Here is a 21,415-nt window from a genome sequence, read left to right as displayed (position 1 = left end):
CGATTATTTCTTGATCGGTTTGCGCGGACCCTTACGGGTACGTGCGTTGGTCTTAGTACGCTGACCGCGCACTGGCAGACCACGACGATGACGCAAACCGCGATAGCAACCAAGGTCCATAAGGCGCTTGATGCTCATGCTAACTTCACGGCGCAGATCACCTTCAACGACAAATTTGGCAACTTCGTCACGCAGCGTGTCGATTTGTTCTTCAGACAGCTCACTGATCTTAACATCTTCAGCGATGCCCGCCGCAGCACAGATAGCTTTGGAACGGGTTTTGCCGACACCGTAGATCGAAGTTAATGCGATCACAGCGTGTTTTTGATCAGGAATGTTAATGCCTGCTATACGGGCCACTATGCACTCCTACTATTTGATAAGCACGCACCATGCTGAAAAGCCCGTTTTCAGGATACTCAAATGGATACGTACAGACATACAAAAGATTGGCTGGCTAATCTAGCCAGCTCAACCCGACTTTGCAAGAAAAATATGCGAGATAATCAGCCTTGACGCTGTTTATGCTTCGGCTCGGCACTGCAAATCACACGGATGACGCCATCACGTTTAACGATTTTGCAGTTACGGCATAATTTCTTGACGGAAGCACGAACTTTCATTTTTACTCTCCGTAACTTCTCAAGCGCCTTTTATCGGCCATAGCCTTTGAGGTTCGCTTTCTTCAATGCAGACTCATACTGACTGGACATCATTAGAGTTTGCACTTGAGCCATAAAGTCCATGATGACGACTACGACGATTAATAGTGAAGTCCCACCGAAGTAGAACGGCACTTTCATCGCATCACGCATGAACTCCGGGATCAGGCAAATAAAAGTAATGTAGAGCGCACCGACCAGGGTCAGGCGGGTCATTACTTTATCAATATACTTCGCCGTTTGCTCTCCCGGACGAATTCCTGGTACAAATGCACCGGACTTCTTCAGGTTATCTGCTGTTTCACGCGGGTTGAAAACCAACGCCGTGTAGAAGAAACAGAAGAAGATGATTGCAGACGCATAGAGTAACACATAAAGCGGTTGCCCAGGCTGCAAATACAGCGAAATTGTTGTCAGCCAGTTCCAACCAGTACCGCCCCCGAACCATGACGCGATGGTTGCCGGGAACAGAATAATACTGGAAGCGAAGATTGCCGGGATTACACCCGCCATATTCACTTTCAGCGGTAAATGTGTGCTCTGTGCAGCATAGACACGACGACCCTGTTGACGTTTAGCGTAGTTGACCACAATACGGCGCTGACCACGCTCAACAAACACAACAAAGAACGTCACTGCGAATACTAATACTGCAACCAACAGCAACAGGAGGAAGTGCAGGTCGCCCTGCCGCGCTTGCTCGATGGTGTGGGCGATCGCTGGCGGAAGACCCGCAACGATACCGGCGAAGATAATGATTGAGATACCGTTACCGATACCACGTTCAGTAATCTGTTCGCCCAGCCACATCAGGAACATTGTTCCTGTCACCAGACTCACAACAGCGGTGAAATAGAATGCAAAGCCCGGGTTTAATACCAGACCTTGCATACCAGGCATATTCGGTAAACCGGTAGCAATACCGATTGACTGGAATATTGCCAGCACCAGAGTACCGTAGCGGGTGTACTGGCTGATCTTACGACGACCAGACTCCCCTTCTTTCTTAATTTCTGCCAGGGTTGGATGAACCACTGTCAGAAGCTGGATAATAATAGACGCCGAAATATACGGCATAATACCCAGGGCAAAGATAGAAGCACGGCTGAGAGCACCACCAGAGAACATGTTAAACATTTCAATGATGGTGCCTCGCTGTTGCTCAAGCAGTTTGGCAAGTACAGCGGCATCAATACCAGGGATCGGAATAAAAGAACCAATACGGAACACAATCAGCGCACCGATAACAAACAAAAGTCTGCGTTTCAGCTCGCCGAGGCCGCCTTTAGCACTTTGAAAATCTAATCCCGGTTGTTTTGCCATCTGCTACTTATTCCTCGATTTTACCGCCAGCAGCTTCGATAGCAGCACGAGCGCCTTTAGTCACACGCAGGCCACGAACGGTTACCGGACGAGTTACTTCGCCAGACAGAATCACTTTCGCGAATTCGATCTGAATACCGATAATGTTTGCAGCTTTCAGTGTGTTCAGGTCAACCACATCACCATCAACTTTCGCCAGCTCGGACAGACGCACTTCTGCGGTCACCATAGCTTTACGAGAGGTGAAGCCGAACTTCGGCAGACGGCGATACAGTGGCATCTGGCCACCCTCGAAACCGCGACGTACGCCACCGCCAGAACGAGAGTTCTGACCTTTGTGACCACGACCACCGGTTTTACCGAGGCCAGAACCGATACCACGACCCAGACGCTTGGAAGCGTGCTTAGACCCTTCGGCCGGAGACAGAGTATTTAAACGCATCTCTTACTCCTCAACTTTAACCATGTAGGAAACCGCGTTGACCATACCACGTACAGCGGGAGTATCCTCACGCTCAACGGTATGACCAATACGACGCAGACCCAGGCCAAGCAGCGTTGCCTTGTGTTTCGGCAGACGACCGATTGCACTGCGGGTTTGAGTGATTTTAATAGTCTTTGCCATGGTCAATTACCCCAGAATTTCTTCAACGGATTTACCACGCTTGGCAGCGACCATTTCTGGGGACTTCATGCTTTCCAGGCCATCAATAGTTGCACGAACCACGTTAATCGGGTTGGTGGAACCATATGCTTTAGCCAGAACGTTATGAACCCCAGCGACTTCCAGAACGGCGCGCATTGCACCACCGGCGATAATACCGGTACCTTCGGAAGCCGGCTGCATGAATACACGAGAACCCGTGTGAACACCTTTAACCGGGTGCTGCAGGGTGCCGTGGTTCAGCGCGACGTTAATCATATTGCGACGGGCTTTTTCCATCGCTTTCTGGATCGCTGCCGGAACTTCGCGTGCTTTACCGTAACCAAAACCTACGCGACCGTTGCCATCACCCACTACAGTAAGAGCGGTGAAGCTAAAGATACGGCCACCTTTAACAGTTTTAGATACGCGGTTAACCGCGATCAGCTTTTCCTGCAGTTCGCCAGCTTGTTTCTCGATGTGTGCCATCTTACACCTCTACCTTAGAACTGAAGGCCAGCTTCACGGGCAGCATCTGCCAGTGCCTGGACACGACCATGATATTGGAACCCGGAACGGTCGAAAGAAACATCTTTGATGCCTTTTTCGATAGCGCGTTCTGCAACTGCTTTACCTACAGCAGCGGCAGCGTCTTTGTTCCCGGTATACTTCAGTTGCTCAGCGATAGCTTTTTCTACAGTAGAAGCAGCTACCAGAACTTCAGAACCATTCGGAGCGATCACCTGTGCGTAAATATGACGCGGGGTACGATGTACCACCAGGCGGGTCGCACCCAGCTCTTTGAGCTTGCGGCGTGCGCGGGTCGCACGACGGATACGAGCAGATTTCTTATCCATAGTGTTACCTTACTTCTTCTTAGCCTCTTTGGTACGCACGACTTCGTCGGCGTAACGAACACCCTTGCCTTTATAAGGCTCAGGACGACGGTAGGCGCGCAGGTCTGCAGCTACCTGACCGATCAACTGCTTATCAGCACCTTTCAGTACGATTTCAGTCTGAGTCGGACATTCAGCGGTAATACCTGCAGGCAGCTTGTGGTCAACCGGATGTGAGAAGCCCAGGGACAGGTTCACAACATCACCTTTGACCGCAGCACGGTAACCTACACCAACCAGTTGAAGCTTACGGATGAAGCCTTCGGTAACACCGACAACCATTGAGTTCAGCAGAGCACGTGCGGTACCAGACTGGGCCCAACCATCTACAAAACCTTCGCGCGGAGCGAAAGTCAGAGTGTTATCTGCTTGCTTCACTTCAACAGCATCGTTGAGAGTACGAGTCAGCTCGCCGTTTTTACCTTTGATCGTAATAACCTGACCGTTGAGTTTTACCTCTACGCCGGCAGGAAGAACGATCGGTGCTTTAGCAACACGAGACATTTTTTCCTCCGATTACGCTACGTAGCAGATAATTTCGCCGCCGAGACCAGCCTGGCGCGCTGCACGATCAGTCATAACACCTTTAGAGGTAGAAACAACTGCGATACCCAGACCGGCCATAACTTTCGGCAGCTCATCTTTTTTCTTATAGATGCGCAGACCTGGGCGGCTGATACGCTGAATGCTTTCTACCACAGCTTTGCCCTGGAAATACTTGAGAGTAAGTTCCAGTTCAGGCTTGGTGTCGCCTTCAATTTTAAAATCTTCGATATAACCTTCTTCCTTCAGCACGTTGGCAATTGCCACTTTCAGCTTGGAGGAAGGCATGGTGACCGCAGCTTTGTTCGCGGCCTGACCGTTACGGATACGGGTCAGCATATCCGCGATCGGATCTTGCATGCTCATCTGTCTTTACTCCCGTGATTCAATTGGTGACAATTACCAGCTAGCCTTTTTCAGACCCGGGATTTCACCGCGCATAGCGGCTTCACGGACCTTAATACGGCTCAACCCGAACTTCCGCAGGAAAGCGTGCGGACGACCAGTTTGACGGCAGCGGTTACGCTGACGAGACGGGCTGGAATCACGCGGCAGAGTCTGCAGCTTGAGAACGGCATTCCAACGATCTTCGTCGGAGGCGTTCACATCAGAAATGATCGCTTTCAGTTCAGCGCGTTTAGCGAAGTATTTTTCAGCCAAAGCTACGCGCTTTACTTCGCGTGCTTTCATTGATTGCTTAGCCATGAAGTAACCTTACTTGCGGAACGGGAAGTCAAAGGCAGCCAGCAGAGCACGGCCTTCTTCATCGGAATTCGCAGTAGTGGTGATGGTAATATCCAAACCACGTACGCGATCGACTTTATCGTAATCGATTTCCGGGAAGATGATCTGCTCACGGACACCCATGCTGTAGTTACCACGACCATCGAAAGACTTAGCGGACAGGCCACGGAAGTCACGAATACGCGGTACAGCAATAGTGATCAGACGCTCAAAGAACTCCCACATGCGTTCGCCACGCAGAGTTACTTTACAGCCGATCGGATAGCCCTGACGGATTTTGAAGCCTGCAACTGATTTGCGTGCCTTGGTGATCAACGGCTTTTGACCGGAGATTGCTGCTAGGTCAGCTGCTGCGTTATCCAGCAGTTTCTTGTCAGCGATCGCTTCACCAACACCCATGTTCAGGGTGATCTTCTCGACCCGAGGGACTTGCATGACAGAATTGTAGTTAAACTCGGTCATGAGTTTTTTAACTACTTCGTCTTTGTAGTAATCATGCAGTTTCGCCATCGTACTACTCCAAATTACTTGATAGTTTCGCTATTAGACTTGAAGAAACGGACTTTTTTGCCGTCTTCGAATCTAAAGCCTACACGGTCAGCCTTGCCGGTTGCCGCATTGAAGATTGCAACGTTAGAAACCTGAATAGCAGCTTCTTTTTCAACGATGCCACCCGCCTGGTTCAGAGCCGGGACCGGCTTCTGGTGTTTCTTAACCAAGTTGATACCTTCAACAATGACCTTGCCGGAAGACAGGACATTCTTAACTTTACCGCGCTTACCTTTATCTTTACCGGTTAACACGATAACTTCGTCATCACGACGGATTTTCGCTGCCATGATTCGCTCCTTAAAGTACTTCTGGTGCCAGAGAGATAATTTTCATGAACTTTTCAGTACGAAGTTCACGAGTTACCGGCCCAAAAATACGCGTACCGATGGGCTGCTCACTGTTATTGTTTAAAATAACGCATGCATTGCCATCGAAGCGAATGACAGAACCGTCCGGGCGACGAACACCCTTCTTGGTGCGCACCACTACCGCCTTCAGCACATCACCTTTTTTGACCTTACCACGCGGAATTGCTTCCTTGATGGTGATCTTGATGATATCGCCGACGCCTGCGTAGCGACGGTGCGAGCCACCCAGAACCTTGATACACATTACGCGACGAGCGCCGGAGTTGTCGGCGACGTTCAGCATAGTCTGTTCCTGGATCATTTAGTGCTCCGCTAATGTCAACTACTACTTCGGGACCCAAAAAATCAGGTCGTTAAATAACCCCATATCGAGGGCGCGGCATTATAACACCGGTTCCCAGATAAGGGTAGAAAAAATAAACGGCTCATCTCTGAGCCGTTTATCGTTTGAGAATGCGTACTCTATTACAGAACCGCTTTCTCTACAACGCGAACCAGAGTCCAGGACTTAGTCTTGGACAGCGGACGGCATTCACGGATTTCAACCTTGTCGCCGATACCACATTCGTTGTTCTCGTCATGTACGTGCAGTTTGGTCGTACGCTTAATGAATTTACCGTAGATCGGGTGTTTCACGAAACGTTCGATAGCAACAACAATGGATTTCTCCATTTTGTCGCTTACGACGCGACCTTGCAGAGTACGGATTTTATCGGTCATTACGCACCCGCCTTCTCAGTCAGTAAAGTCTTAACGCGTGCGACGTCACGACGCACTTGCTTCAACAGGTGAGTCTGTTGCAGCTGGCCACTTGCAGCCTGCATACGCAGGTTAAACTGCTCACGCAGCAGGTTAAGCAGCTCGGTGTTCAGCTCTTCAACACTCTTTTCACGCAGCTCTTTTGCTTTCATTACATCACCGTCTTAGTTACAAAGGTGGTTTTAATCGGCAGTTTCGCTGCTGCCAGCTTGAATGCTTCACGGGCAAGCTCTTCCGGTACGCCGTCCATTTCATACAGGACTTTACCCGGCTGAATCAAGGCAACCCAATACTCTACGTTACCTTTACCTTTACCCATACGAACTTCAAGCGGCTTCTCGGTGATCGGTTTGTCCGGGAATACACGGATCCAGATTTTACCCTGACGCTTAACTGCACGGGTCATAGCACGACGTGCTGCTTCGATCTGACGTGCAGTCAGACGACCACGGCCAACAGCTTTCAGACCGAAAGTGCCGAAGCTAACATCCGTACCCTGCGCCAGACCACGGTTGCGGCCTTTGTGCACTTTACGGAATTTTGTACGCTTTGGTTGTAACATCAGCGACGCTCCTTATTTACGGCCTTTACGCTGCTGCTTTTTAGGTTGAGCAGCCGGTTCCGGTTGTTCAACAGCAGCCATACCACCCAGGATCTCACCTTTGAAGATCCATACCTTAACGCCGATTACACCGTAAGTGGTGTGCGCTTCAGAGGTGTTGTAGTCAATGTCAGCACGCAGCGTATGCAGCGGAACGCGACCTTCACGGTACCATTCGGTACGTGCGATCTCAGCGCCGCCCAGACGGCCGCTAACTTCAACTTTGATACCTTTAGCGCCCAGACGCATGGCGTTCTGTACAGCACGCTTCATAGCACGACGGAACATAACACGACGTTCCAGCTGAGAAGTGATGCTGTCAGCAACCAGTTTTGCGTCCAGTTCAGGCTTACGAACTTCGGCGATATTGATCTGTGCAGGAACGCCAGCGATATCCGCTACGACCTTGCGCAGTTTCTCAACGTCTTCACCTTTCTTACCGATAACGATACCCGGACGAGCGGTGTGAATGGTCACACGGATGCTCTTAGCCGGACGCTCGATAACGATACGAGATACAGACGCTTTAGCCAGTTCCTTAGTCAGGTACTGACGTACTTTAAAGTCGCTGTCCAGGTTGTCAGCGAATTCTTTGGTGTTCGCAAACCAGGTAGAGTTCCATGGTTTTACAATACCCAGGCGAATACCATTAGGATGTACTTTCTGACCCATTGCTAGTCTCCAGAGTCTCAGCGATCGGACACAACCACAGTGATGTGGCTGGTGCGCTTCAGGATGCGATCTGCACGACCTTTTGCACGCGGCATAATGCGCTTCATGCTTGGGCCTTCATCTACGAAAATTTTCGTGACTTTCAGATCGTCGATGTCAGCGCCATCGTTGTGTTCAGCGTTAGCAATGGCAGATTCCAGGACCTTCTTAACCAGTACAGCCGCTTTCTTGTTGGTGTAGGTTAAAATATCCAGAGCCTGCGACACTTTCTTACCGCGAATCAGGTCAGCCACAAGGCGAACCTTTTGAGCAGAAGAACGAGCATGGCGATGTTTAGCGATAGTTTCCATCTCTTCCTCCTACCTTATTTCTTCTTCGCTTTTTTATCAGCAGCGTGGCCGCGATAAGTACGAGTCGGTGCGAATTCACCCAGTTTGTGACCGACCATTTCGTCGGAAACAAATACCGGAACGTGCTGACGACCATTATGGACAGCGATGGTCAAACCGATCATGTTAGGAAAGATCGTTGAACGACGGGACCAGGTGCGCAGGGGCTTCTTGTCACCGCTTTCCACCGCTTTCTCTACCTTCTTCAGCAAGTGCAGGTCAATAAAAGGACCTTTCTTGAGAGAACGTGGCATGGCTTATCCTCTAAAATTATTTGCTACGGCGACGTACGATAAATTTATCAGTACGCTTGTTGCTGCGGGTCTTCTTACCTTTGGTCTGAACGCCCCACGGAGTTACCGGGTGCTTACCAAAGTTACGACCTTCACCACCACCATGTGGGTGATCTACCGGGTTCATCGCAGTACCGCGAACGGTAGGACGAATACCACGCCAGCGTGCAGCACCTGCTTTACCCAGAACGCGCAGCATATGCTCAGCGTTACCAACTTCGCCCAGAGTAGCGCGGCAGTCAGCTTCCACTTTACGCATTTCGCCAGAACGCAGACGCAGGGTGACATAAGCACCGTCACGAGCAACGATCTGTACATAGGTACCAGCAGAACGCGCCAGCTGACCGCCTTTACCTGGTTTCATTTCTACGTTATGAACGGTAGAACCAACCGGGATATTGCGCATCGGCAGGGTGTTACCCGCTTTGATTGCAGCATCAACGCCAGACTGAATCTGGTCGCCAGCTTTCAGGCCTTTAGGGGCCAGGATGTAACGGCGCTCGCCATCTTTGTACAGAACCAGTGCGATGTTCGCAGAGCGGTTCGGATCGTACTCAAGACGTTCAACAACTGCCGGGATACCATCTTTGTTGCGTTTGAAGTCAACAATACGGTAAGCCTGCTTGTGGCCACCACCGATATGACGAGTGGTGATACGGCCATTGTTGTTACGGCCACCGGATTTGCTGTTTTTTTCCAGCAACGGAGCAAAAGGTTTGCCCTTGTGCAGCTCAGGGTTAACCACTTTAACTACGTGGCGACGACCCGGAGATGTCGGTTTACACTTAACAACTGCCATTGTATTACTCCTCCGACTTACTCAGCGCCGCCAGCGAAGTCCAGATTCTGGCCTTCTTTCAGGGTGACGTAAGCTTTTTTCCAGTCGCTACGACGACCGATACGCTGTCCATGACGCTTGGTTTTACCCTTAACTACCAGGGTATTCACGTCATTAACTTCGACTTCAAACAGTTTCTGCACAGCAGCTTTGATTTCTGCTTTGGTCGCGTCTTTAGCAACTTTGAGAACGATGGTGTTAGTTTTTTCCATCGCAGTAGACGCTTTTTCAGAAACGTGCGGTGCACGCAGCACTTTCAGCAGACGTTCTTCACGAATCATGCCAGCATCTCCTCAACTTGCTTAACAGCATCAGCAGTCATTACGACTTTGTCGAAGGCGATCAGGCTAACTGGATCGATACCTGCAGCATCACGTACGTCAACCTTGTGCAGGTTGCGCGCAGCCAGGAACAGATTCTCATCCAGTTCGCCGGTGATGATCAGCACATCTTCCAGAGCCATGTCTTTCAGTTTCTGAGCCAGCAGCTTAGTTTTCGGCGCTTCTACAGAGAACTTCTCGACAACGATCAGACGATCTTGACGTACCAGTTCGGACAGGATGCTTTTCAGCGCGCCGCGGTACATCTTTTTGTTAACTTTTTGACTGTGGTCTTGCGGGCGAGCAGCGAAGGTCACGCCACCGGAACGCCAGATCGGACTCTTGATAGAACCTGAACGCGCACGGCCGGTACCTTTCTGGCGCCACGGCTTTTTACCGGAACCAGTTACTTCAGCACGAGTCTTTTGAGCACGAGTACCCTGACGAGCACCAGCTGCATAAGCTACAACAACCTGGTGTACCAGCGCTTCGTTGAAATCACGACCGAAGGTAGTTTCGGAAACAGTCAGCGCGCTTTGCGCGTCTTTCAATACTAATTCCATTGCTATCTCCTCACGCCTTCACAGCTGGTTTAACGATCAGGTCGCTACCGGTTGCACCCGGAACTGCACCCTTAACCAGCAGCAGGTTGCGCTCAGCGTCAACACGTACTACGTCCAGGCTCTGAACGGTTACGCGCTCATTACCCAGCTGACCTGCCATTTTCTTGCCTTTAAACACTTTGCCCGGAGTCTGGTTCTGACCGATAGAACCCGGAACGCGGTGAGACAAGGAGTTACCGTGGGTAGCGTCCTGGGTACGGAAATTCCAGCGCTTAACGGTACCTGCGAAACCTTTACCTTTAGAGGTGCCAGTTACGTCTACTTTTTTAACTTCAGCAAACAGCTCAACGCTAATGTCCTGACCTACGGTGAACTCTTCGCCATCAGCGAGGCGGAATTCCCACAGACCACGGCCAGCTTCAACGCCAGCTTTAGCGAAGTGACCAGCTTCCGGCTTAGTTACACGGTTAGCTTTTTTAGCACCAGTGGTAACCTGAACAGCACGGTAGCCATCGTTAGCCAGATCTTTAACCTGAGTAACGCGGTTTGCTTCAACTTCGATTACGGTTACTGGGATAGATACGCCATCTTCAGTGAAGATGCGGGTCATACCCACTTTTTTACCGACTAAACCAATCATTGTTTCAACCTCTCAATCGCTCGATGACCTGATTAACCCAGGCTGATCTGCACGTCTACACCGGCAGCCAGGTCCAGACGCATCAGAGCATCAACGGTTTTCTCGGTTGGCTCAACGATGTCAACCAGACGCTTGTGAGTGCGGATTTCGTACTGATCGCGCGCGTCTTTGTTGACGTGCGGGGAGATCAGAACGGTGAAGCGCTCTTTGCGGGTCGGCAGCGGGATCGGACCACGTACCTGCGCACCAGTGCGCTTGGCAGTCTCGACGATTTCCGCGGTTGATTGATCGATCAGACGATGATCAAACGCTTTAAGACGGATACGGATTCTTTGGTTCTGCATGAGACCAGAGCTCCAATTATTTATAGACGAAAAGAATTACTCCTCACACCCATTACGATTGATGGGGGAGTGTAATCGTTCTTACGTAGCCCCCCAATCGGGAGCATTGTTTTGATGACTGACTGCTTCATCCAGACTCATATCGAGCCGGCCGTCAATATAGACAGGCCCGCGCATTATACGGAAATCTGACCTATTAGCAAGTGCTGATTATAAATTAAGCGTAGTCACGAAATTCACCGAGCAGCCTCGCATTGCAGACTGCAAAAATGTACCCGGAGAAAACAGAGCTGAAGCCGGTTTCCGGCTTTACACAGTACCACTTTTGTTCTTATCCCCTCGCGCTAATCTCGGCACACAATTTTTCGCTGGGGATTAGTTATGCTCACTTACTTTTTCGCCTTTATCTATCTGTGCCTCATCCTGCGCCTGAGCTGGATTGACTGGCGGACAGGGTTACTGCCCAATAGCCTTACCTGCCCGTTTCTTTGGTGTGGAATGCTTTTTCAGCTTCTTTGTGCACCTGAATTTTTAAACTCTGCCGTATGGGGGGCTATCGGCGGGTATTTGTTTTTATATCTGGTGTACTGGTGCTACAGAGCATTATGTAAGCATGAAGGACTGGGCTACGGAGACGTCAAGCTATTTGCGGCATTGGGTGCATGGCACGGATGGCAAGCACTGACCGGTTTATTACTTATCGCTTCAGCGGGAGGCTTAGTGGCGTCGCTTCTTTATGGGCCCTTAACACGCCGGGGATTTACCATCAAAAACCCGCTGCCGTTTGGCCCATTTCTGGCAGCAGCGGGGCTGATTTCAGTCGGGGTAAGTTACTACCCACCCATCAGGACGCTCCTGATGCCTCTTCTTTAATCTGTGACTGAATATAGTTCTGCAGACCAATTTTGCTGATGAGGTCGAGCTCAGTTTCCAGCCAGTCGATATGGTGTTCTTCGTCCTCAAGGATTTTGATCATCATATCGCGGCTGACGTAATCATGAATGGTGTCGGCATAGGCAATAGCCTCCCGAAGATCCTGAGCCCCCTCCAGTTCCAGTTGAAGGTCAGAGCGCAGCATCTCTTCGACATCTTCACCGATGTGAAGTTTGCCTAAGTCCTGCAGGTTCGGAATACCTTCGAGAAATAAAATACGCTCGATATAAATATCGGCATGTTTCATTTCATCGATAGATTCATGGTATTCCACGTTGTTGAGGCGCATCAGGCCCCAGTTTTTGAACATTCTTGCATGGAGAAAATACTGATTGATTGCGACAAGCTCATTTCCCAATAATTTATTGAGATAGTTTATGATTTTAATATCACCTTTCATTTTATAGTCCCTCCGCTTCCACTCATTAGAGCGTAGATGCGGCATCAGGGATGTCAAAAAAAAGATGAAATCTTAAGCAATCTCTTTGTATTCGGGAAGCTGCATCAGTTCATCCTGCATAATCTCACGTGCAGCGCGCACGCATTTTCCACATTGATTCCCAATCAAAATGAATTTGCGTAGCTGCTGAAAAGATTGCGGATGATACTGGCGTACCGCCTGACGGATTTTTTTATCACTTACACCATTACACAAACAAACGTACATGATGACTCCCGTTCAATTTCTGCGCAAAGAGTAAATGAGAATGGTTATGATTACAATAGCACAGCGATTGTAACTCATCAGGCGATTCGCGGTGCTTTGAGAATAGTGTTTGCAGGCAGGGAGTTAACGCGATCAAAAAAGGGCGCCGAAGCGCCCTCTTTTTTATTCAGAAACTAATCAGAGTGATTAGCCCAGAACTTTAGCAACAACGCCCGCGCCAACGGTACGGCCGCCTTCACGGATTGCGAAACGCAGACCGTCGTCCATCGCGATCGGGTGGATCAGGGTAACAACCATTTTGATGTTGTCGCCCGGCATTACCATCTCAACGCCTTCCGGCAGTTCGATGGTGCCAGTCACGTCAGTAGTACGGAAGTAGAACTGCGGACGGTAGCCTTTGAAGAACGGAGTGTGACGGCCGCCTTCATCTTTGGACAGGATGTACACTTCGGATTCGAACTTGGTGTGCGGCTTGATGGTGCCCGGCTTAGCCAGTACCTGGCCACGCTGGATCTCTTCACGCTTGATACCACGCAGCAGAACGCCGCAGTTCTCGCCCGCACGACCTTCGTCCAGCAGTTTGCGGAACATTTCAACGCCGGTACAGGTGGATTTCGCAGTATCTTTGATACCAACGATTTCAACTTCTTCACCAACTTTGATGATGCCGCGCTCTACACGACCGGTAACTACAGTACCACGGCCGGAGATGGAGAATACGTCTTCGATCGGCAGCAGGAACGGCTTGTCAATCGCACGCTCTGGTTCCGGGATGTAGGAATCCAGGTAGCCAGCCAGTTCGATGATTTTCTCTTCCCACTCAGCTTCGCCTTCCAGCGCTTTCAGAGCAGAACCACGAACGATCGGAGTGTCGTCGCCCGGGAAGTCGTACTGAGACAGCAGCTCGCGCACTTCCATCTCAACCAGTTCCAGCAGCTCTTCGTCATCAACCATGTCGCATTTGTTCAGGAACACGATGATGAACGGAACGCCTACCTGACGACCCAGCAGGATGTGCTCGCGGGTCTGCGGCATCGGGCCGTCAGTCGCAGCAACAACCAGGATCGCGCCGTCCATCTGCGCAGCACCGGTGATCATGTTTTTAACATAGTCGGCGTGGCCCGGGCAGTCTACGTGTGCGTAGTGGCGAGTCGGGGTGTCATATTCAACGTGAGAAGTGTTGATGGTGATACCACGAGCTTTTTCTTCCGGCGCGTTATCGATCTGGTCGAATGCGCGGGCAGCACCGCCGTAGGTTTTAGCCAGTACGGTAGTGATTGCAGCGGTCAGGGTAGTTTTACCATGGTCAACGTGGCCGATAGTACCAACGTTGACGTGCGGTTTTGTACGTTCAAATTTTTCTTTAGACACGGCTATATTCCTTACTATAGTGCTCTCCCCCACCGGAGAGAGCACGGGACTTTGGTTTTAACCCTGTGGCTTATTTACCACGGGCTTCAATTACGGCCTGAGCAACGTTGTTCGGCGCATCATCATACTTCAGGAACTCCATAGAGTAAGAAGCACGACCTTTGGTCAGTGAGCGCAGCTGAGTTGCATAGCCAAACATTTCTGACAGCGGAACTTCAGCATGGATCTGAACGCCAGTAGCGTTAGATTCCTGACCTTTCAGCTGACCACGACGACGGCTAAGGTCACCGATGACATCACCAGTGTTCTCTTCCGGCGTTTCTACTTCAACCTTCATGATCGGCTCAAGCAGAACTGGTTTAGCTTTCTTAAAGCCTTCTTTAAAGGCGATAGAAGCTGCCAGTTTAAACGCCAGCTCAGAGGAGTCAACGTCATGGTAAGAACCGAAGTGCAGACGTACACCCATGTCAACTACCGGGTAACCAGCCAGCGGACCAGACTTCAGCTGCTCCTGAATGCCTTTATCAACGGCAGGGATGTATTCACCAGGAATTACACCACCTTTAATGTCGTTGATGAACTCGTAACCTTTAGGGTTAGAGCCCGGCTCCAGCGGGTACATGTCGATAACAACATGACCATACTGACCACGACCACCAGACTGCTTGGCGTGTTTACCTTCGATATCGGTAACTTTCGCACGAATCGCTTCGCGGTAAGCAACCTGAGGTTTACCGACGTTCGCTTCAACGTTGAATTCACGTTTCATACGGTCAACGATGATGTCGAGGTGCAGCTCACCCATACCGGCGATGATGGTCTGGTTAGACTCTTCGTCAGTCCATACGCGGAATGACGGGTCTTCCTTCGCCAGACGACCCAGAGCCAGACCCATTTTTTCCTGGTCAGCTTTGGTTTTCGGCTCAACGGCGATGGAGATTACCGGCTCAGGGAATTCCATACGCTCCAGAATGATCGGGTGATCCGGGTCACACAGGGTGTCACCAGTGATCACGTCTTTCAGACCGATTGCAGCAGCGATGTCGCCCGCGCGAACTTCTTTGATCTCTTCACGTTTGTTAGCGTGCATCTGTACGATACGGCCGAAACGCTCACGTGCGGATTTCACGGAGTTCAGTACGGTATCACCAGAGTTAACCACACCGGAGTACACACGGAAGAAGGTCAGGTTACCAACGAACGGGTCGGTAGCGATTTTGAACGCCAGTGCAGAGAACGGCTCTTCGTCGCTTGCGTGACGCTCAGCCGGAGTATCTTTACCGTCATCCAGCATGCCGTTGATTGCAGGTACGTCAATCGGAGACGGCAGGTAATCAACTACCGCATCCAGCATTGCCTGAACGCCTTTGTTCTTGAACGCAGAACCACAGGTTACGAGGATGATTTCGTTGTTCAGAACACGCTGACGCAGTGCAGTCTTGATCTCTTCCTCGGTCAGCTCATCGCCGCCCAGGTATTTTTCCATCAGCTCTTCAGATGCTTCAGCTGCGGATTCGATCAGGTTCTGGTGCCATTCTTCAGCCAGGTCCTGCATATCAGCCGGGATATCTTCGTATTCGAAGGTAACGCCAGCATCAGCTTCGTTCCAGTTGATGGCTTTCATTTTTACCAGGTCAACGACACCGGTGAAGCCTTCTTCAGCACCAATCGCCAGCTGCAGCGGAACCGGGTTCGCGCCCAGACGGGTTTTGATCTGATCAACAACTTTCAGGAAGTTCGCGCCCATACGGTCCATTTTGTTAACGAACGCGATACGCGGAACTTTATATTTGTTCGCCTGACGCCATACGGTTTCAGACTGCGGCTGAACACCACCAACTGCGCAGTAAACCATTACCGCACCGTCAAGAACACGCATGGAACGTTCTACTTCGATGGTGAAGTCAACGTGGCCCGGGGTGTCGATGATGTTTACGCGATGCGGTTCATACTGCTTAGCCATACCAGACCAGAATGCAGTAGTCGCTGCGGAGGTAATGGTAATACCACGCTCCTGCTCCTGCTCCATCCAGTCCATGGTAGCTGCGCCGTCATGAACTTCACCGATTTTGTGGTTTACACCGGTGTAGAACAGAATACGTTCGGTAGTAGTGGTTTTACCGGCGTCGATGTGCGCACTGATACCGATGTTACGGTAGCGTGCAATGGGTGTTGTACGAGCCATTTGATTCCTCTATTGCCTTAGGCGTTCAGAATAAGTTGCCAAAAAGCGGGCGGCTTACCTGAAGCGCCCGCCTTGTGACTAAGACTCCGAAGGGATTACCAACGGTAGTGTGCGAACGCCTTGTTGGCTTCTGCCATACGGTGAACGTCTTCACGTTTCTTAACTGCAGTACCTTTGTTTTCTGCAGCATCAGAAAGTTCGTTCGCCAGGCGCAGAGCCATGGATTTATCACCGCGTTTACGAGCAGCTTCAACGATCCAACGCATTGCCAGGGCATTACGACGAACCGGACGAACTTCAACCGGAACCTGATAAGTAGAACCACCAACGCGGCGAGACTTAACCTCTACAGTCGGGCGCACGTTGTCGAGAGCGACTTCGAAAGCTTCCAGTTCATTTTTACCAGAGCGCTGAGCCAGGGTCTCAAGTGCACTGTATACGATTGCTTCTGCAGTAGATTTTTTACCATCTACCATCAGGATATTTACAAATTTAGCCAGCAGTTCTGATCCGAACTTAGGATCCGGCAGAATTTTACGCTGACCAATGACGCGACGACGTGGCATGGAAATACTCCGTTGTTAATTCAGGATTGTCCAAAACTCTACGAGTTTAGTTTGACATTTAAGTTAAAACGTTTGGCCTTACTTAACGGAGAACCATTAAGCCTTAGGACGTTTCACGCCATACTTGGAGCGCGCTTGCTTACGGTCTTTAACGCCGGAGCAGTCGAGCGCACCACGAACGGTGTGGTAACGAACACCCGGGAGGTCTTTTACACGACCGCCACGGATCAGGATCACGGAGTGCTCCTGCAGGTTGTGACCTTCACCACCGATGTAGGAAGTCACTTCAAAACCGTTAGTCAGACGAACACGGCACACTTTACGCAGTGCGGAGTTCGGTTTTTTCGGAGTGGTGGTATATACACGAGTACATACACCACGTTTTTGCGGGCAGGCTTCCAGCGCTGGCACGTTGCTCTTTGCAACTTTGCGTGCGCGTGGTTTGCGAACCAGCTGGTTAACTGTTGCCATTAAATAGCTCCTGGTTTTAGCTTTTGCTTCGTAAACACGTAATAAAACGCCCTCATATAATATGAGGACGCGGAATTTTAGGGCTGACCCGAAAAGGTGTCAAGAAATATACAGAGATCGCAACGTCACCAGGCCATTTGACTTTGGTGACTGAGCGTCATTCTGACGAAATCAGTATAGCTAACCCTGACGATACTGTTCGAAATTTGAGCAGACAGGCCGCGCGCTTCAACGTCATCACGCAGCACGCTTACTGAGATGGGGGCGCTACGCAGCTTTTCAAGGAACAGGCCGCCTTCGATGGCAGCGATCACGCCGTCCTGCAGCAGCAGCACCTCATCCCCCGGCCGCAGCGCCGAAAGAAAGGTTGAGAAATCACAGCGCCAGGGAGAGTGGCTCAGGGTGTGCAGCATGTCGGCCTCAGAAAGTTAATACCACGTCATAATCGTTGAGATGCCCACGCCAGACATCCGGCTCGACGACCTCAGCATCCAGCACTAACGTCTGGTGCTCCGCCAGGCCGCGCTCCCGCAAAGCGCGGGCGCACACCCAGTACTGCTCGATGTCGTAGAGCGGCAGCACGCGGAAGGTCGCAATATAGTCCCGCGCCATAATTTTAGCGGGTTGCTGATCCGGCAGGAGTTGCAGCACGCCGTCGCCGATAAAGAAAACGCCGATCTCTTCACTCAGGGCAGAAGTCGCCAGCAGCGCATCCAGCCCTTCGCGTCCGGCGCTGGAACCGTGGGGAGCAGTAGTAAAAACGTAAGCGATGCGTTTCATCAGAACTGCACCATCCGATCGCAGGTCAGGGATGCCTGCGCCAGCGCACCCAGGCCGCTCAGAGTAAAACCGGGCTGCAGGTTAGCGGCAGGTAACTGCTGTAGCGTCGCCTGCTCATTGTCGGTCACGCCACGTCTCAGTGCAGCCGCAACGCAGATATGCAGTTCCACACCGTGCTGCTGGTTCAGTTGCTGCCAGGCGCGCACCAGATCGAACTCGTCGCTGGCCGGCGCGGTGAGCTGATTGGCGTTATACACGCCTTCACGATAGAAAAAGATACTTTCAAGCTGATGCCCTTCCGCCAGCACGGCCTGCGCGAAGCGTAACGCGCTGCTCGCCTGCTGCGTGCCGTAAGCCGGGCCCGTCACCATCATGGCAAAACGCATCAGCGCTCCTGCCCGACAAAATCACCGCTTTTGAACTGGCGAATGTAGAGATAGACCGTGTGCTTGGAGATATTCAGGCGGTCCGCCACCTGGTTTATCGCGTCTTTGATGTCGAAGATGCCTTTCTCATAAAGATTGAGCACGATCTGGCGATTCTTGGCGTTATTGGACACGTTGCGGTCGGCATTGACCTCTTCGATGGTGAACTCCAGCGTCTGGGTCACCAGATCTTCCACCGACGAGGCGAAGTTAACCGATGACGGCACTTCCTGGTCCGGCGTCTCTGGCGGAATAAAGGTGCTCATGATCTGCGAGAACGGCACGTCGAGATTCATATTGATACACAGCAGGCCAATCACCCGGTGTTCGCGGTTGCGGATGGCGATGGTCACCGACTTCATCAGCACACCACTTTTTGCTCGGGTGAAATAGCACTTCGATACGCTACTGTCGGCGCCGGTCATGTCATGCAGCATACGCAGCGCCAGGTCAGTAATGGGTGAGCCGATTTTACGACCGGTATGTTCGCCGTTGGCGATGCGGATGGCGGAACATTTCAAATCCTGTAATGAGTGCAACACAATTTCGCAATGGGAACCAATCAGCATCGCTAAGCCGTCAACCACCGCTTCATAGGATTTGAGGATATCGAAGTCGGTCTGGTCAAAGGGACGTTGATCCAGTAAGTCGAGCTCACTGGTTTCGTTGGTTAAAAGCGAATTGGACATGAAAAGATACCACCCTCTAAAGAGAGCCTGTCGTATTATCGTGTCAGGGCAGACTCATTACTCAGTTGTTACGCAGACGGCTAAAGTAATACAGCGTCAGACGCGCTTTCCAGTTTTTATTATATCCTGCCACAAATAAAAAACCGCCGCCCAATTGGGGCGGCGGTTTCGTATCAGAAACTTACTTCTGCGCAGCGGCCGGTTTTTCTTCGCCTGCTGCCGGTGCCTTCTCATCCTGTTTAGCAGCCGGTTTGATATCCAGCAGCTCTACGTCAAAGACCAGGGTGGAGTCAGCCGGAATACCCGGAACGCCGGTTTTCCCGTATGCCAGCTCTGGCGGGATAACCATCTTGATTTTGCCGCCTTTCTTGATGTATTTCAGACCTTCGGTCCAGCCCGGGATTACGCCATCCAGACGGAAGGAGAGCGGCTCGCCACGGGTATAGGAGTTATCGAACTCTTTACCGTCGATCAGCGTACCCTTGTAGTTCACGACCACGGTATCGCTGTCTTTCGGCGCAGCACCAGTGCCTTCTTTCTCTACTTTGTAGATCAGGCCAGTAGAAGAGGTTTTAGTACCCTTCTCTTTCGCGAAAGCGTCACGGAAGGCTTTACCCTTCTCGGCGTTCTCTTTCGCGTCTTTTTCCATCTTAGCCTGCGCAGCATTCTTCACGCGCGCTTCGAATTCCTGAAGAGTTTTCTCAATGTCCTGATCGGACATTTTGCTGTTGCCCGCGAAGGCATCCTGAACGCCTGCGATCAGCTGTGCTTTATCGAGCTTCACGCCCAGCTTCTCTTGCTCTTTCAGGGAGTTTTCCATGTAACGTCCCAGCGATGCACCCAGAGCGTAAGCCGATTTCTGGTCGTCGCTTTTAAACGCATCCTTGTTCGCTGCTGCTGATTTGGTGTCCGCCGCGGCGTCTTTCGCTGCCGCTGGCGCTGCGAATGCGGTAGAAGCATTCAGTGCAACTGCCATGGTGGTGGCCAGCAGGGTTACTTTAAACAATGATTTCATCCATATCTCCAGGGTCGGGGTATTGCTCCCCATGTTAACTAAATTTCAGACACGTAATATAAAACGTCGTGGAGGAAATCTACACAATCTCTCCCCTTCTGATCGAGTTAATTACGACTATTTTTGTTTAAATTAGTTTCCTGCGCTTACGGAATATATCGGTAGCCGGGAAATTTGCGTAAAATCCTGGCGCGCCTGCCACGCTGGCCTAAAAAACAACCGGGGGAATTATGCCGCAGCACTCAATCGAAGAACGGCTGGCCGAGCTGGAAAGCCGACTGGCCTTTCAGGAGCACACCATCGACGCGCTGAACCAGACGGTCACGGAACACGAGCTGGAAATGGCGAGACTGCGCGATCATCTGCGCCTGCTGGTGGATAAGCTTAAAGCCACCCAGCCCTCAATGATGGCGTCGCAGTCGGAAGAGACCCCGCCGCCGCACTACTGAAGCAATAAAAAAGGCGCCCGGAGGCGCCTTTTTTGCAGTGCAGCTTAGTGGCAGCCACAACCGCCATTGCCACAACCGCCTTTGTTACCGTGGTCATGACCGTGATCGTGGCCGTGACCGCCGCAGCAGCCATCGTGATCGTGGTCATGGTCGTGATGATGGTCGTGCGCACCGTGAACGTGGCCGTGAGCCAGTTCTTCTTCGGTCGCTTCGCGGATAGCAACGACTTCCACGTTGAACTTCAGGTTCTGGCCAGCCAGCATGTGGTTACCGTCAACCACAACGTGATCGTCTTCCACTTCGGTGATCTCAACCGGTACCGGACCCTGGTCGGTCTCTGCCAGGAAGCGCATGCCAACCTGCAGTTCGTCAACGCCCATGAATACGTCTTTAGGAACGCGCTGAACCAGGTTCTCATCGTACTGACCGTATGCGTCGTTCGCAGTTACCGCAACGTCGAATTTGTCGCCAACGTCGTGGCCTTCCAGCGCCGTTTCCAGGCCAGAGATCAGAGAGCCGTGACCATGCAGGTAATCCAGCGGCGCACTCACCGGAGATTCATCAACCAACACACCGTCTTCTGTACGTACCTGATAGGCCAGGCTGACCACCAGGTCTTTTGCTACTTTCATGATATCTCCTGAGCAGGGGAAGAATAGTGGCGCAGATTGTAGCGGAATTCTGCACCCGTGTACCCCTTAGCTTAAAAAAAGC

Annotated in this window: 38 protein-coding genes; 2 read left to right on the top strand and 36 right to left on the bottom strand. The window is 51.3% G+C overall.

The annotated features are described in order from the left end of the window. Positions 1 to 3 precede the first annotated feature (3 nt). From rpsM to rpsJ, 24 genes are all read right to left on the bottom strand, one after another. On the bottom strand, positions 4 to 360 hold the full coding sequence (gene rpsM, locus KFZ77_RS01775; protein WP_008457189.1) for a 30S ribosomal protein S13: 357 nt from the start codon (positions 358 to 360) through the stop codon (positions 4 to 6). 146 nt (positions 361 to 506) lie between these two features. Further along, positions 507 to 623, bottom strand: a complete 117-nt coding sequence (gene rpmJ / locus KFZ77_RS01770; RefSeq protein ID WP_000868187.1) for a 50S ribosomal protein L36 — start codon at positions 621 to 623, stop codon at positions 507 to 509. A 30-nt stretch (positions 624 to 653) separates the two neighbouring features. Next, positions 654 to 1,985 carry a preprotein translocase subunit SecY gene (gene secY, locus KFZ77_RS01765; protein WP_031523913.1) on the bottom strand — a complete coding sequence of 444 codons (1,332 nt, stop codon included), beginning with the start codon at positions 1,983 to 1,985 and terminating at the stop codon, positions 654 to 656. Between the two features lie 7 nt (positions 1,986 to 1,992). After that, positions 1,993 to 2,427 carry a 50S ribosomal protein L15 gene (gene rplO / locus KFZ77_RS01760; protein WP_031523912.1) on the bottom strand — a complete coding sequence of 145 codons (435 nt, stop codon included), beginning with the start codon at positions 2,425 to 2,427 and terminating at the stop codon, positions 1,993 to 1,995. 3 nt (positions 2,428 to 2,430) lie between these two features. Continuing rightward, the gene (rpmD, locus tag KFZ77_RS01755) at positions 2,431 to 2,610 is read right to left on the bottom strand and encodes a 50S ribosomal protein L30 (RefSeq protein WP_004846568.1); all 180 of its coding nucleotides are present in this window, start codon (positions 2,608 to 2,610) and stop codon (positions 2,431 to 2,433) included. Between the two features lie 6 nt (positions 2,611 to 2,616). After that, a complete protein-coding gene (gene rpsE, locus KFZ77_RS01750; protein WP_024549507.1) occupies positions 2,617 to 3,117 on the bottom strand; it encodes a 30S ribosomal protein S5 in 501 nt (166 codons plus the stop codon). Positions 3,118 to 3,131: 14 nt separating this feature from the next. Then, entirely contained in the window at positions 3,132 to 3,485 is a 354-nt protein-coding gene (gene rplR, locus KFZ77_RS01745; RefSeq protein WP_031523910.1) for a 50S ribosomal protein L18, read from the bottom strand. 9 nt (positions 3,486 to 3,494) lie between these two features. Next, entirely contained in the window at positions 3,495 to 4,028 is a 534-nt protein-coding gene (gene rplF, locus KFZ77_RS01740) for a 50S ribosomal protein L6 (RefSeq protein ID WP_031523909.1), read from the bottom strand. A 12-nt stretch (positions 4,029 to 4,040) separates the two neighbouring features. After that, complete coding sequence (gene rpsH / locus KFZ77_RS01735; RefSeq protein WP_031523908.1) at positions 4,041 to 4,433, bottom strand: 30S ribosomal protein S8; 393 nt, start codon at positions 4,431 to 4,433, stop codon at positions 4,041 to 4,043. Between the two features lie 33 nt (positions 4,434 to 4,466). Then, positions 4,467 to 4,772: a 30S ribosomal protein S14 gene (rpsN, locus tag KFZ77_RS01730; protein ID WP_004388614.1), complete on the bottom strand. Its 306-nt coding sequence runs from the start codon at positions 4,770 to 4,772 to the stop codon at positions 4,467 to 4,469. A 9-nt stretch (positions 4,773 to 4,781) separates the two neighbouring features. Further along, positions 4,782 to 5,321, bottom strand: a complete 540-nt coding sequence (gene rplE, locus KFZ77_RS01725; protein WP_031523907.1) for a 50S ribosomal protein L5 — start codon at positions 5,319 to 5,321, stop codon at positions 4,782 to 4,784. 14 nt (positions 5,322 to 5,335) lie between these two features. Beyond that, positions 5,336 to 5,650 (bottom strand): 50S ribosomal protein L24, encoded by a 315-nt coding sequence (rplX, locus tag KFZ77_RS01720; protein WP_002445369.1) that lies wholly within the window; start codon positions 5,648 to 5,650, stop codon positions 5,336 to 5,338. A 10-nt stretch (positions 5,651 to 5,660) separates the two neighbouring features. Continuing rightward, positions 5,661 to 6,032, bottom strand: coding sequence for a 50S ribosomal protein L14 (gene rplN, locus KFZ77_RS01715; RefSeq protein ID WP_002919748.1), 372 nt, complete (start codon positions 6,030 to 6,032; stop codon positions 5,661 to 5,663). Between the two features lie 164 nt (positions 6,033 to 6,196). Beyond that, positions 6,197 to 6,451 (bottom strand): 30S ribosomal protein S17, encoded by a 255-nt coding sequence (rpsQ, locus tag KFZ77_RS01710; RefSeq protein ID WP_002438707.1) that lies wholly within the window; start codon positions 6,449 to 6,451, stop codon positions 6,197 to 6,199. Continuing rightward, positions 6,451 to 6,642, bottom strand: coding sequence for a 50S ribosomal protein L29 (rpmC, locus tag KFZ77_RS01705; RefSeq protein WP_004388609.1), 192 nt, complete (start codon positions 6,640 to 6,642; stop codon positions 6,451 to 6,453). Before rpmC ends, rpsQ begins: the two co-directional genes overlap by 1 nt. Beyond that, on the bottom strand, positions 6,642 to 7,052 hold the full coding sequence (gene rplP, locus KFZ77_RS01700; protein ID WP_002438716.1) for a 50S ribosomal protein L16: 411 nt from the start codon (positions 7,050 to 7,052) through the stop codon (positions 6,642 to 6,644). Before rplP ends, rpmC begins: the two co-directional genes overlap by 1 nt. A 12-nt stretch (positions 7,053 to 7,064) precedes the next feature. Next, positions 7,065 to 7,763 carry a 30S ribosomal protein S3 gene (rpsC, locus tag KFZ77_RS01695; protein WP_006817277.1) on the bottom strand — a complete coding sequence of 233 codons (699 nt, stop codon included), beginning with the start codon at positions 7,761 to 7,763 and terminating at the stop codon, positions 7,065 to 7,067. A 17-nt stretch (positions 7,764 to 7,780) separates the two neighbouring features. Continuing rightward, the gene (gene rplV / locus KFZ77_RS01690) at positions 7,781 to 8,113 is read right to left on the bottom strand and encodes a 50S ribosomal protein L22 (protein WP_000447529.1); all 333 of its coding nucleotides are present in this window, start codon (positions 8,111 to 8,113) and stop codon (positions 7,781 to 7,783) included. A gap of 14 nt (positions 8,114 to 8,127) precedes the next feature. Continuing rightward, entirely contained in the window at positions 8,128 to 8,406 is a 279-nt protein-coding gene (rpsS, locus tag KFZ77_RS01685; RefSeq protein ID WP_001138115.1) for a 30S ribosomal protein S19, read from the bottom strand. Between the two features lie 16 nt (positions 8,407 to 8,422). Further along, positions 8,423 to 9,244 (bottom strand): 50S ribosomal protein L2, encoded by an 822-nt coding sequence (gene rplB / locus KFZ77_RS01680; protein ID WP_023479412.1) that lies wholly within the window; start codon positions 9,242 to 9,244, stop codon positions 8,423 to 8,425. Positions 9,245 to 9,261: 17 nt separating this feature from the next. Beyond that, the gene (gene rplW, locus KFZ77_RS01675; protein WP_031523897.1) at positions 9,262 to 9,564 is read right to left on the bottom strand and encodes a 50S ribosomal protein L23; all 303 of its coding nucleotides are present in this window, start codon (positions 9,562 to 9,564) and stop codon (positions 9,262 to 9,264) included. Next, positions 9,561 to 10,166: a 50S ribosomal protein L4 gene (gene rplD, locus KFZ77_RS01670; RefSeq protein WP_024558311.1), complete on the bottom strand. Its 606-nt coding sequence runs from the start codon at positions 10,164 to 10,166 to the stop codon at positions 9,561 to 9,563. The genes rplW and rplD overlap by 4 nt, the downstream gene beginning before the upstream one ends. A 10-nt stretch (positions 10,167 to 10,176) precedes the next feature. Then, the gene (rplC, locus tag KFZ77_RS01665) at positions 10,177 to 10,806 is read right to left on the bottom strand and encodes a 50S ribosomal protein L3 (RefSeq protein ID WP_024549497.1); all 630 of its coding nucleotides are present in this window, start codon (positions 10,804 to 10,806) and stop codon (positions 10,177 to 10,179) included. A gap of 32 nt (positions 10,807 to 10,838) precedes the next feature. Then, the gene (gene rpsJ, locus KFZ77_RS01660) at positions 10,839 to 11,150 is read right to left on the bottom strand and encodes a 30S ribosomal protein S10 (RefSeq protein ID WP_001181005.1); all 312 of its coding nucleotides are present in this window, start codon (positions 11,148 to 11,150) and stop codon (positions 10,839 to 10,841) included. 381 nt (positions 11,151 to 11,531) lie between these two features. On the opposite strand from rpsJ, the gene KFZ77_RS01655 reads away from it, so the two are divergent. Continuing rightward, entirely contained in the window at positions 11,532 to 12,023 is a 492-nt protein-coding gene (locus tag KFZ77_RS01655) for a prepilin peptidase (RefSeq protein WP_072002052.1), read from the top strand. On the opposite strand, the gene bfr is transcribed toward KFZ77_RS01655, so the two are convergent. The 11 genes from bfr to fkpA all read right to left on the bottom strand — a co-directional run bounded on the left by bfr (position 11,995) and on the right by fkpA (position 20,252). Next, positions 11,995 to 12,483, bottom strand: a complete 489-nt coding sequence (gene bfr / locus KFZ77_RS01650) for a bacterioferritin (RefSeq protein WP_031523893.1) — start codon at positions 12,481 to 12,483, stop codon at positions 11,995 to 11,997. The two genes, KFZ77_RS01655 and bfr, sit on opposite strands and share 29 nt — an antisense overlap. A 72-nt stretch (positions 12,484 to 12,555) precedes the next feature. Next, a complete protein-coding gene (gene bfd / locus KFZ77_RS01645; protein WP_031523892.1) occupies positions 12,556 to 12,750 on the bottom strand; it encodes a bacterioferritin-associated ferredoxin in 195 nt (64 codons plus the stop codon). A 186-nt stretch (positions 12,751 to 12,936) separates the two neighbouring features. Next, on the bottom strand, positions 12,937 to 14,121 hold the full coding sequence (gene tuf, locus KFZ77_RS01640; RefSeq protein WP_264384974.1) for an elongation factor Tu: 1,185 nt from the start codon (positions 14,119 to 14,121) through the stop codon (positions 12,937 to 12,939). A 70-nt stretch (positions 14,122 to 14,191) separates the two neighbouring features. Then, positions 14,192 to 16,306: an elongation factor G gene (gene fusA, locus KFZ77_RS01635; RefSeq protein WP_031521714.1), complete on the bottom strand. Its 2,115-nt coding sequence runs from the start codon at positions 16,304 to 16,306 to the stop codon at positions 14,192 to 14,194. A 95-nt stretch (positions 16,307 to 16,401) separates the two neighbouring features. Then, the gene (gene rpsG / locus KFZ77_RS01630) at positions 16,402 to 16,872 is read right to left on the bottom strand and encodes a 30S ribosomal protein S7 (RefSeq protein ID WP_003861706.1); all 471 of its coding nucleotides are present in this window, start codon (positions 16,870 to 16,872) and stop codon (positions 16,402 to 16,404) included. 96 nt (positions 16,873 to 16,968) lie between these two features. Beyond that, positions 16,969 to 17,343 carry a 30S ribosomal protein S12 gene (gene rpsL, locus KFZ77_RS01625; protein ID WP_000246815.1) on the bottom strand — a complete coding sequence of 125 codons (375 nt, stop codon included), beginning with the start codon at positions 17,341 to 17,343 and terminating at the stop codon, positions 16,969 to 16,971. Positions 17,344 to 17,468: 125 nt separating this feature from the next. Next, positions 17,469 to 17,756, bottom strand: coding sequence for a sulfurtransferase complex subunit TusB (tusB, locus tag KFZ77_RS01620; RefSeq protein ID WP_264385281.1), 288 nt, complete (start codon positions 17,754 to 17,756; stop codon positions 17,469 to 17,471). 7 nt (positions 17,757 to 17,763) lie between these two features. After that, positions 17,764 to 18,123, bottom strand: coding sequence for a sulfurtransferase complex subunit TusC (gene tusC / locus KFZ77_RS01615; RefSeq protein ID WP_264385280.1), 360 nt, complete (start codon positions 18,121 to 18,123; stop codon positions 17,764 to 17,766). Then, positions 18,123 to 18,509, bottom strand: a complete 387-nt coding sequence (gene tusD, locus KFZ77_RS01610; RefSeq protein WP_264385279.1) for a sulfurtransferase complex subunit TusD — start codon at positions 18,507 to 18,509, stop codon at positions 18,123 to 18,125. Before tusD ends, tusC begins: the two co-directional genes overlap by 1 nt. Continuing rightward, positions 18,509 to 19,237: a helix-turn-helix transcriptional regulator gene (locus KFZ77_RS01605; protein WP_031521721.1), complete on the bottom strand. Its 729-nt coding sequence runs from the start codon at positions 19,235 to 19,237 to the stop codon at positions 18,509 to 18,511. Before KFZ77_RS01605 ends, tusD begins: the two co-directional genes overlap by 1 nt. 181 nt (positions 19,238 to 19,418) lie before the next feature. Beyond that, the gene (gene fkpA / locus KFZ77_RS01600; RefSeq protein WP_031521723.1) at positions 19,419 to 20,252 is read right to left on the bottom strand and encodes an FKBP-type peptidyl-prolyl cis-trans isomerase; all 834 of its coding nucleotides are present in this window, start codon (positions 20,250 to 20,252) and stop codon (positions 19,419 to 19,421) included. A 230-nt stretch (positions 20,253 to 20,482) separates the two neighbouring features. On the opposite strand from fkpA, the gene KFZ77_RS01595 reads away from it, so the two are divergent. Beyond that, on the top strand, positions 20,483 to 20,701 hold the full coding sequence (locus KFZ77_RS01595) for a protein SlyX (RefSeq protein WP_031521725.1): 219 nt from the start codon (positions 20,483 to 20,485) through the stop codon (positions 20,699 to 20,701). 44 nt (positions 20,702 to 20,745) lie between these two features. Here the strand turns inward: KFZ77_RS01595 and slyD are convergent, their stop codons facing one another. Then, positions 20,746 to 21,333: a peptidylprolyl isomerase gene (gene slyD / locus KFZ77_RS01590; RefSeq protein ID WP_264385278.1), complete on the bottom strand. Its 588-nt coding sequence runs from the start codon at positions 21,331 to 21,333 to the stop codon at positions 20,746 to 20,748. Positions 21,334 to 21,415 lie beyond the last annotated feature (82 nt).

Origin of the sequence: Siccibacter colletis (genome assembly GCF_025914095.1) — a bacterium.
Classification (GTDB): Bacteria; Pseudomonadota; Gammaproteobacteria; order Enterobacterales; family Enterobacteriaceae; genus Siccibacter; species Siccibacter colletis.
This window is presented reverse-complemented; position numbering and strand designations above follow the sequence as displayed.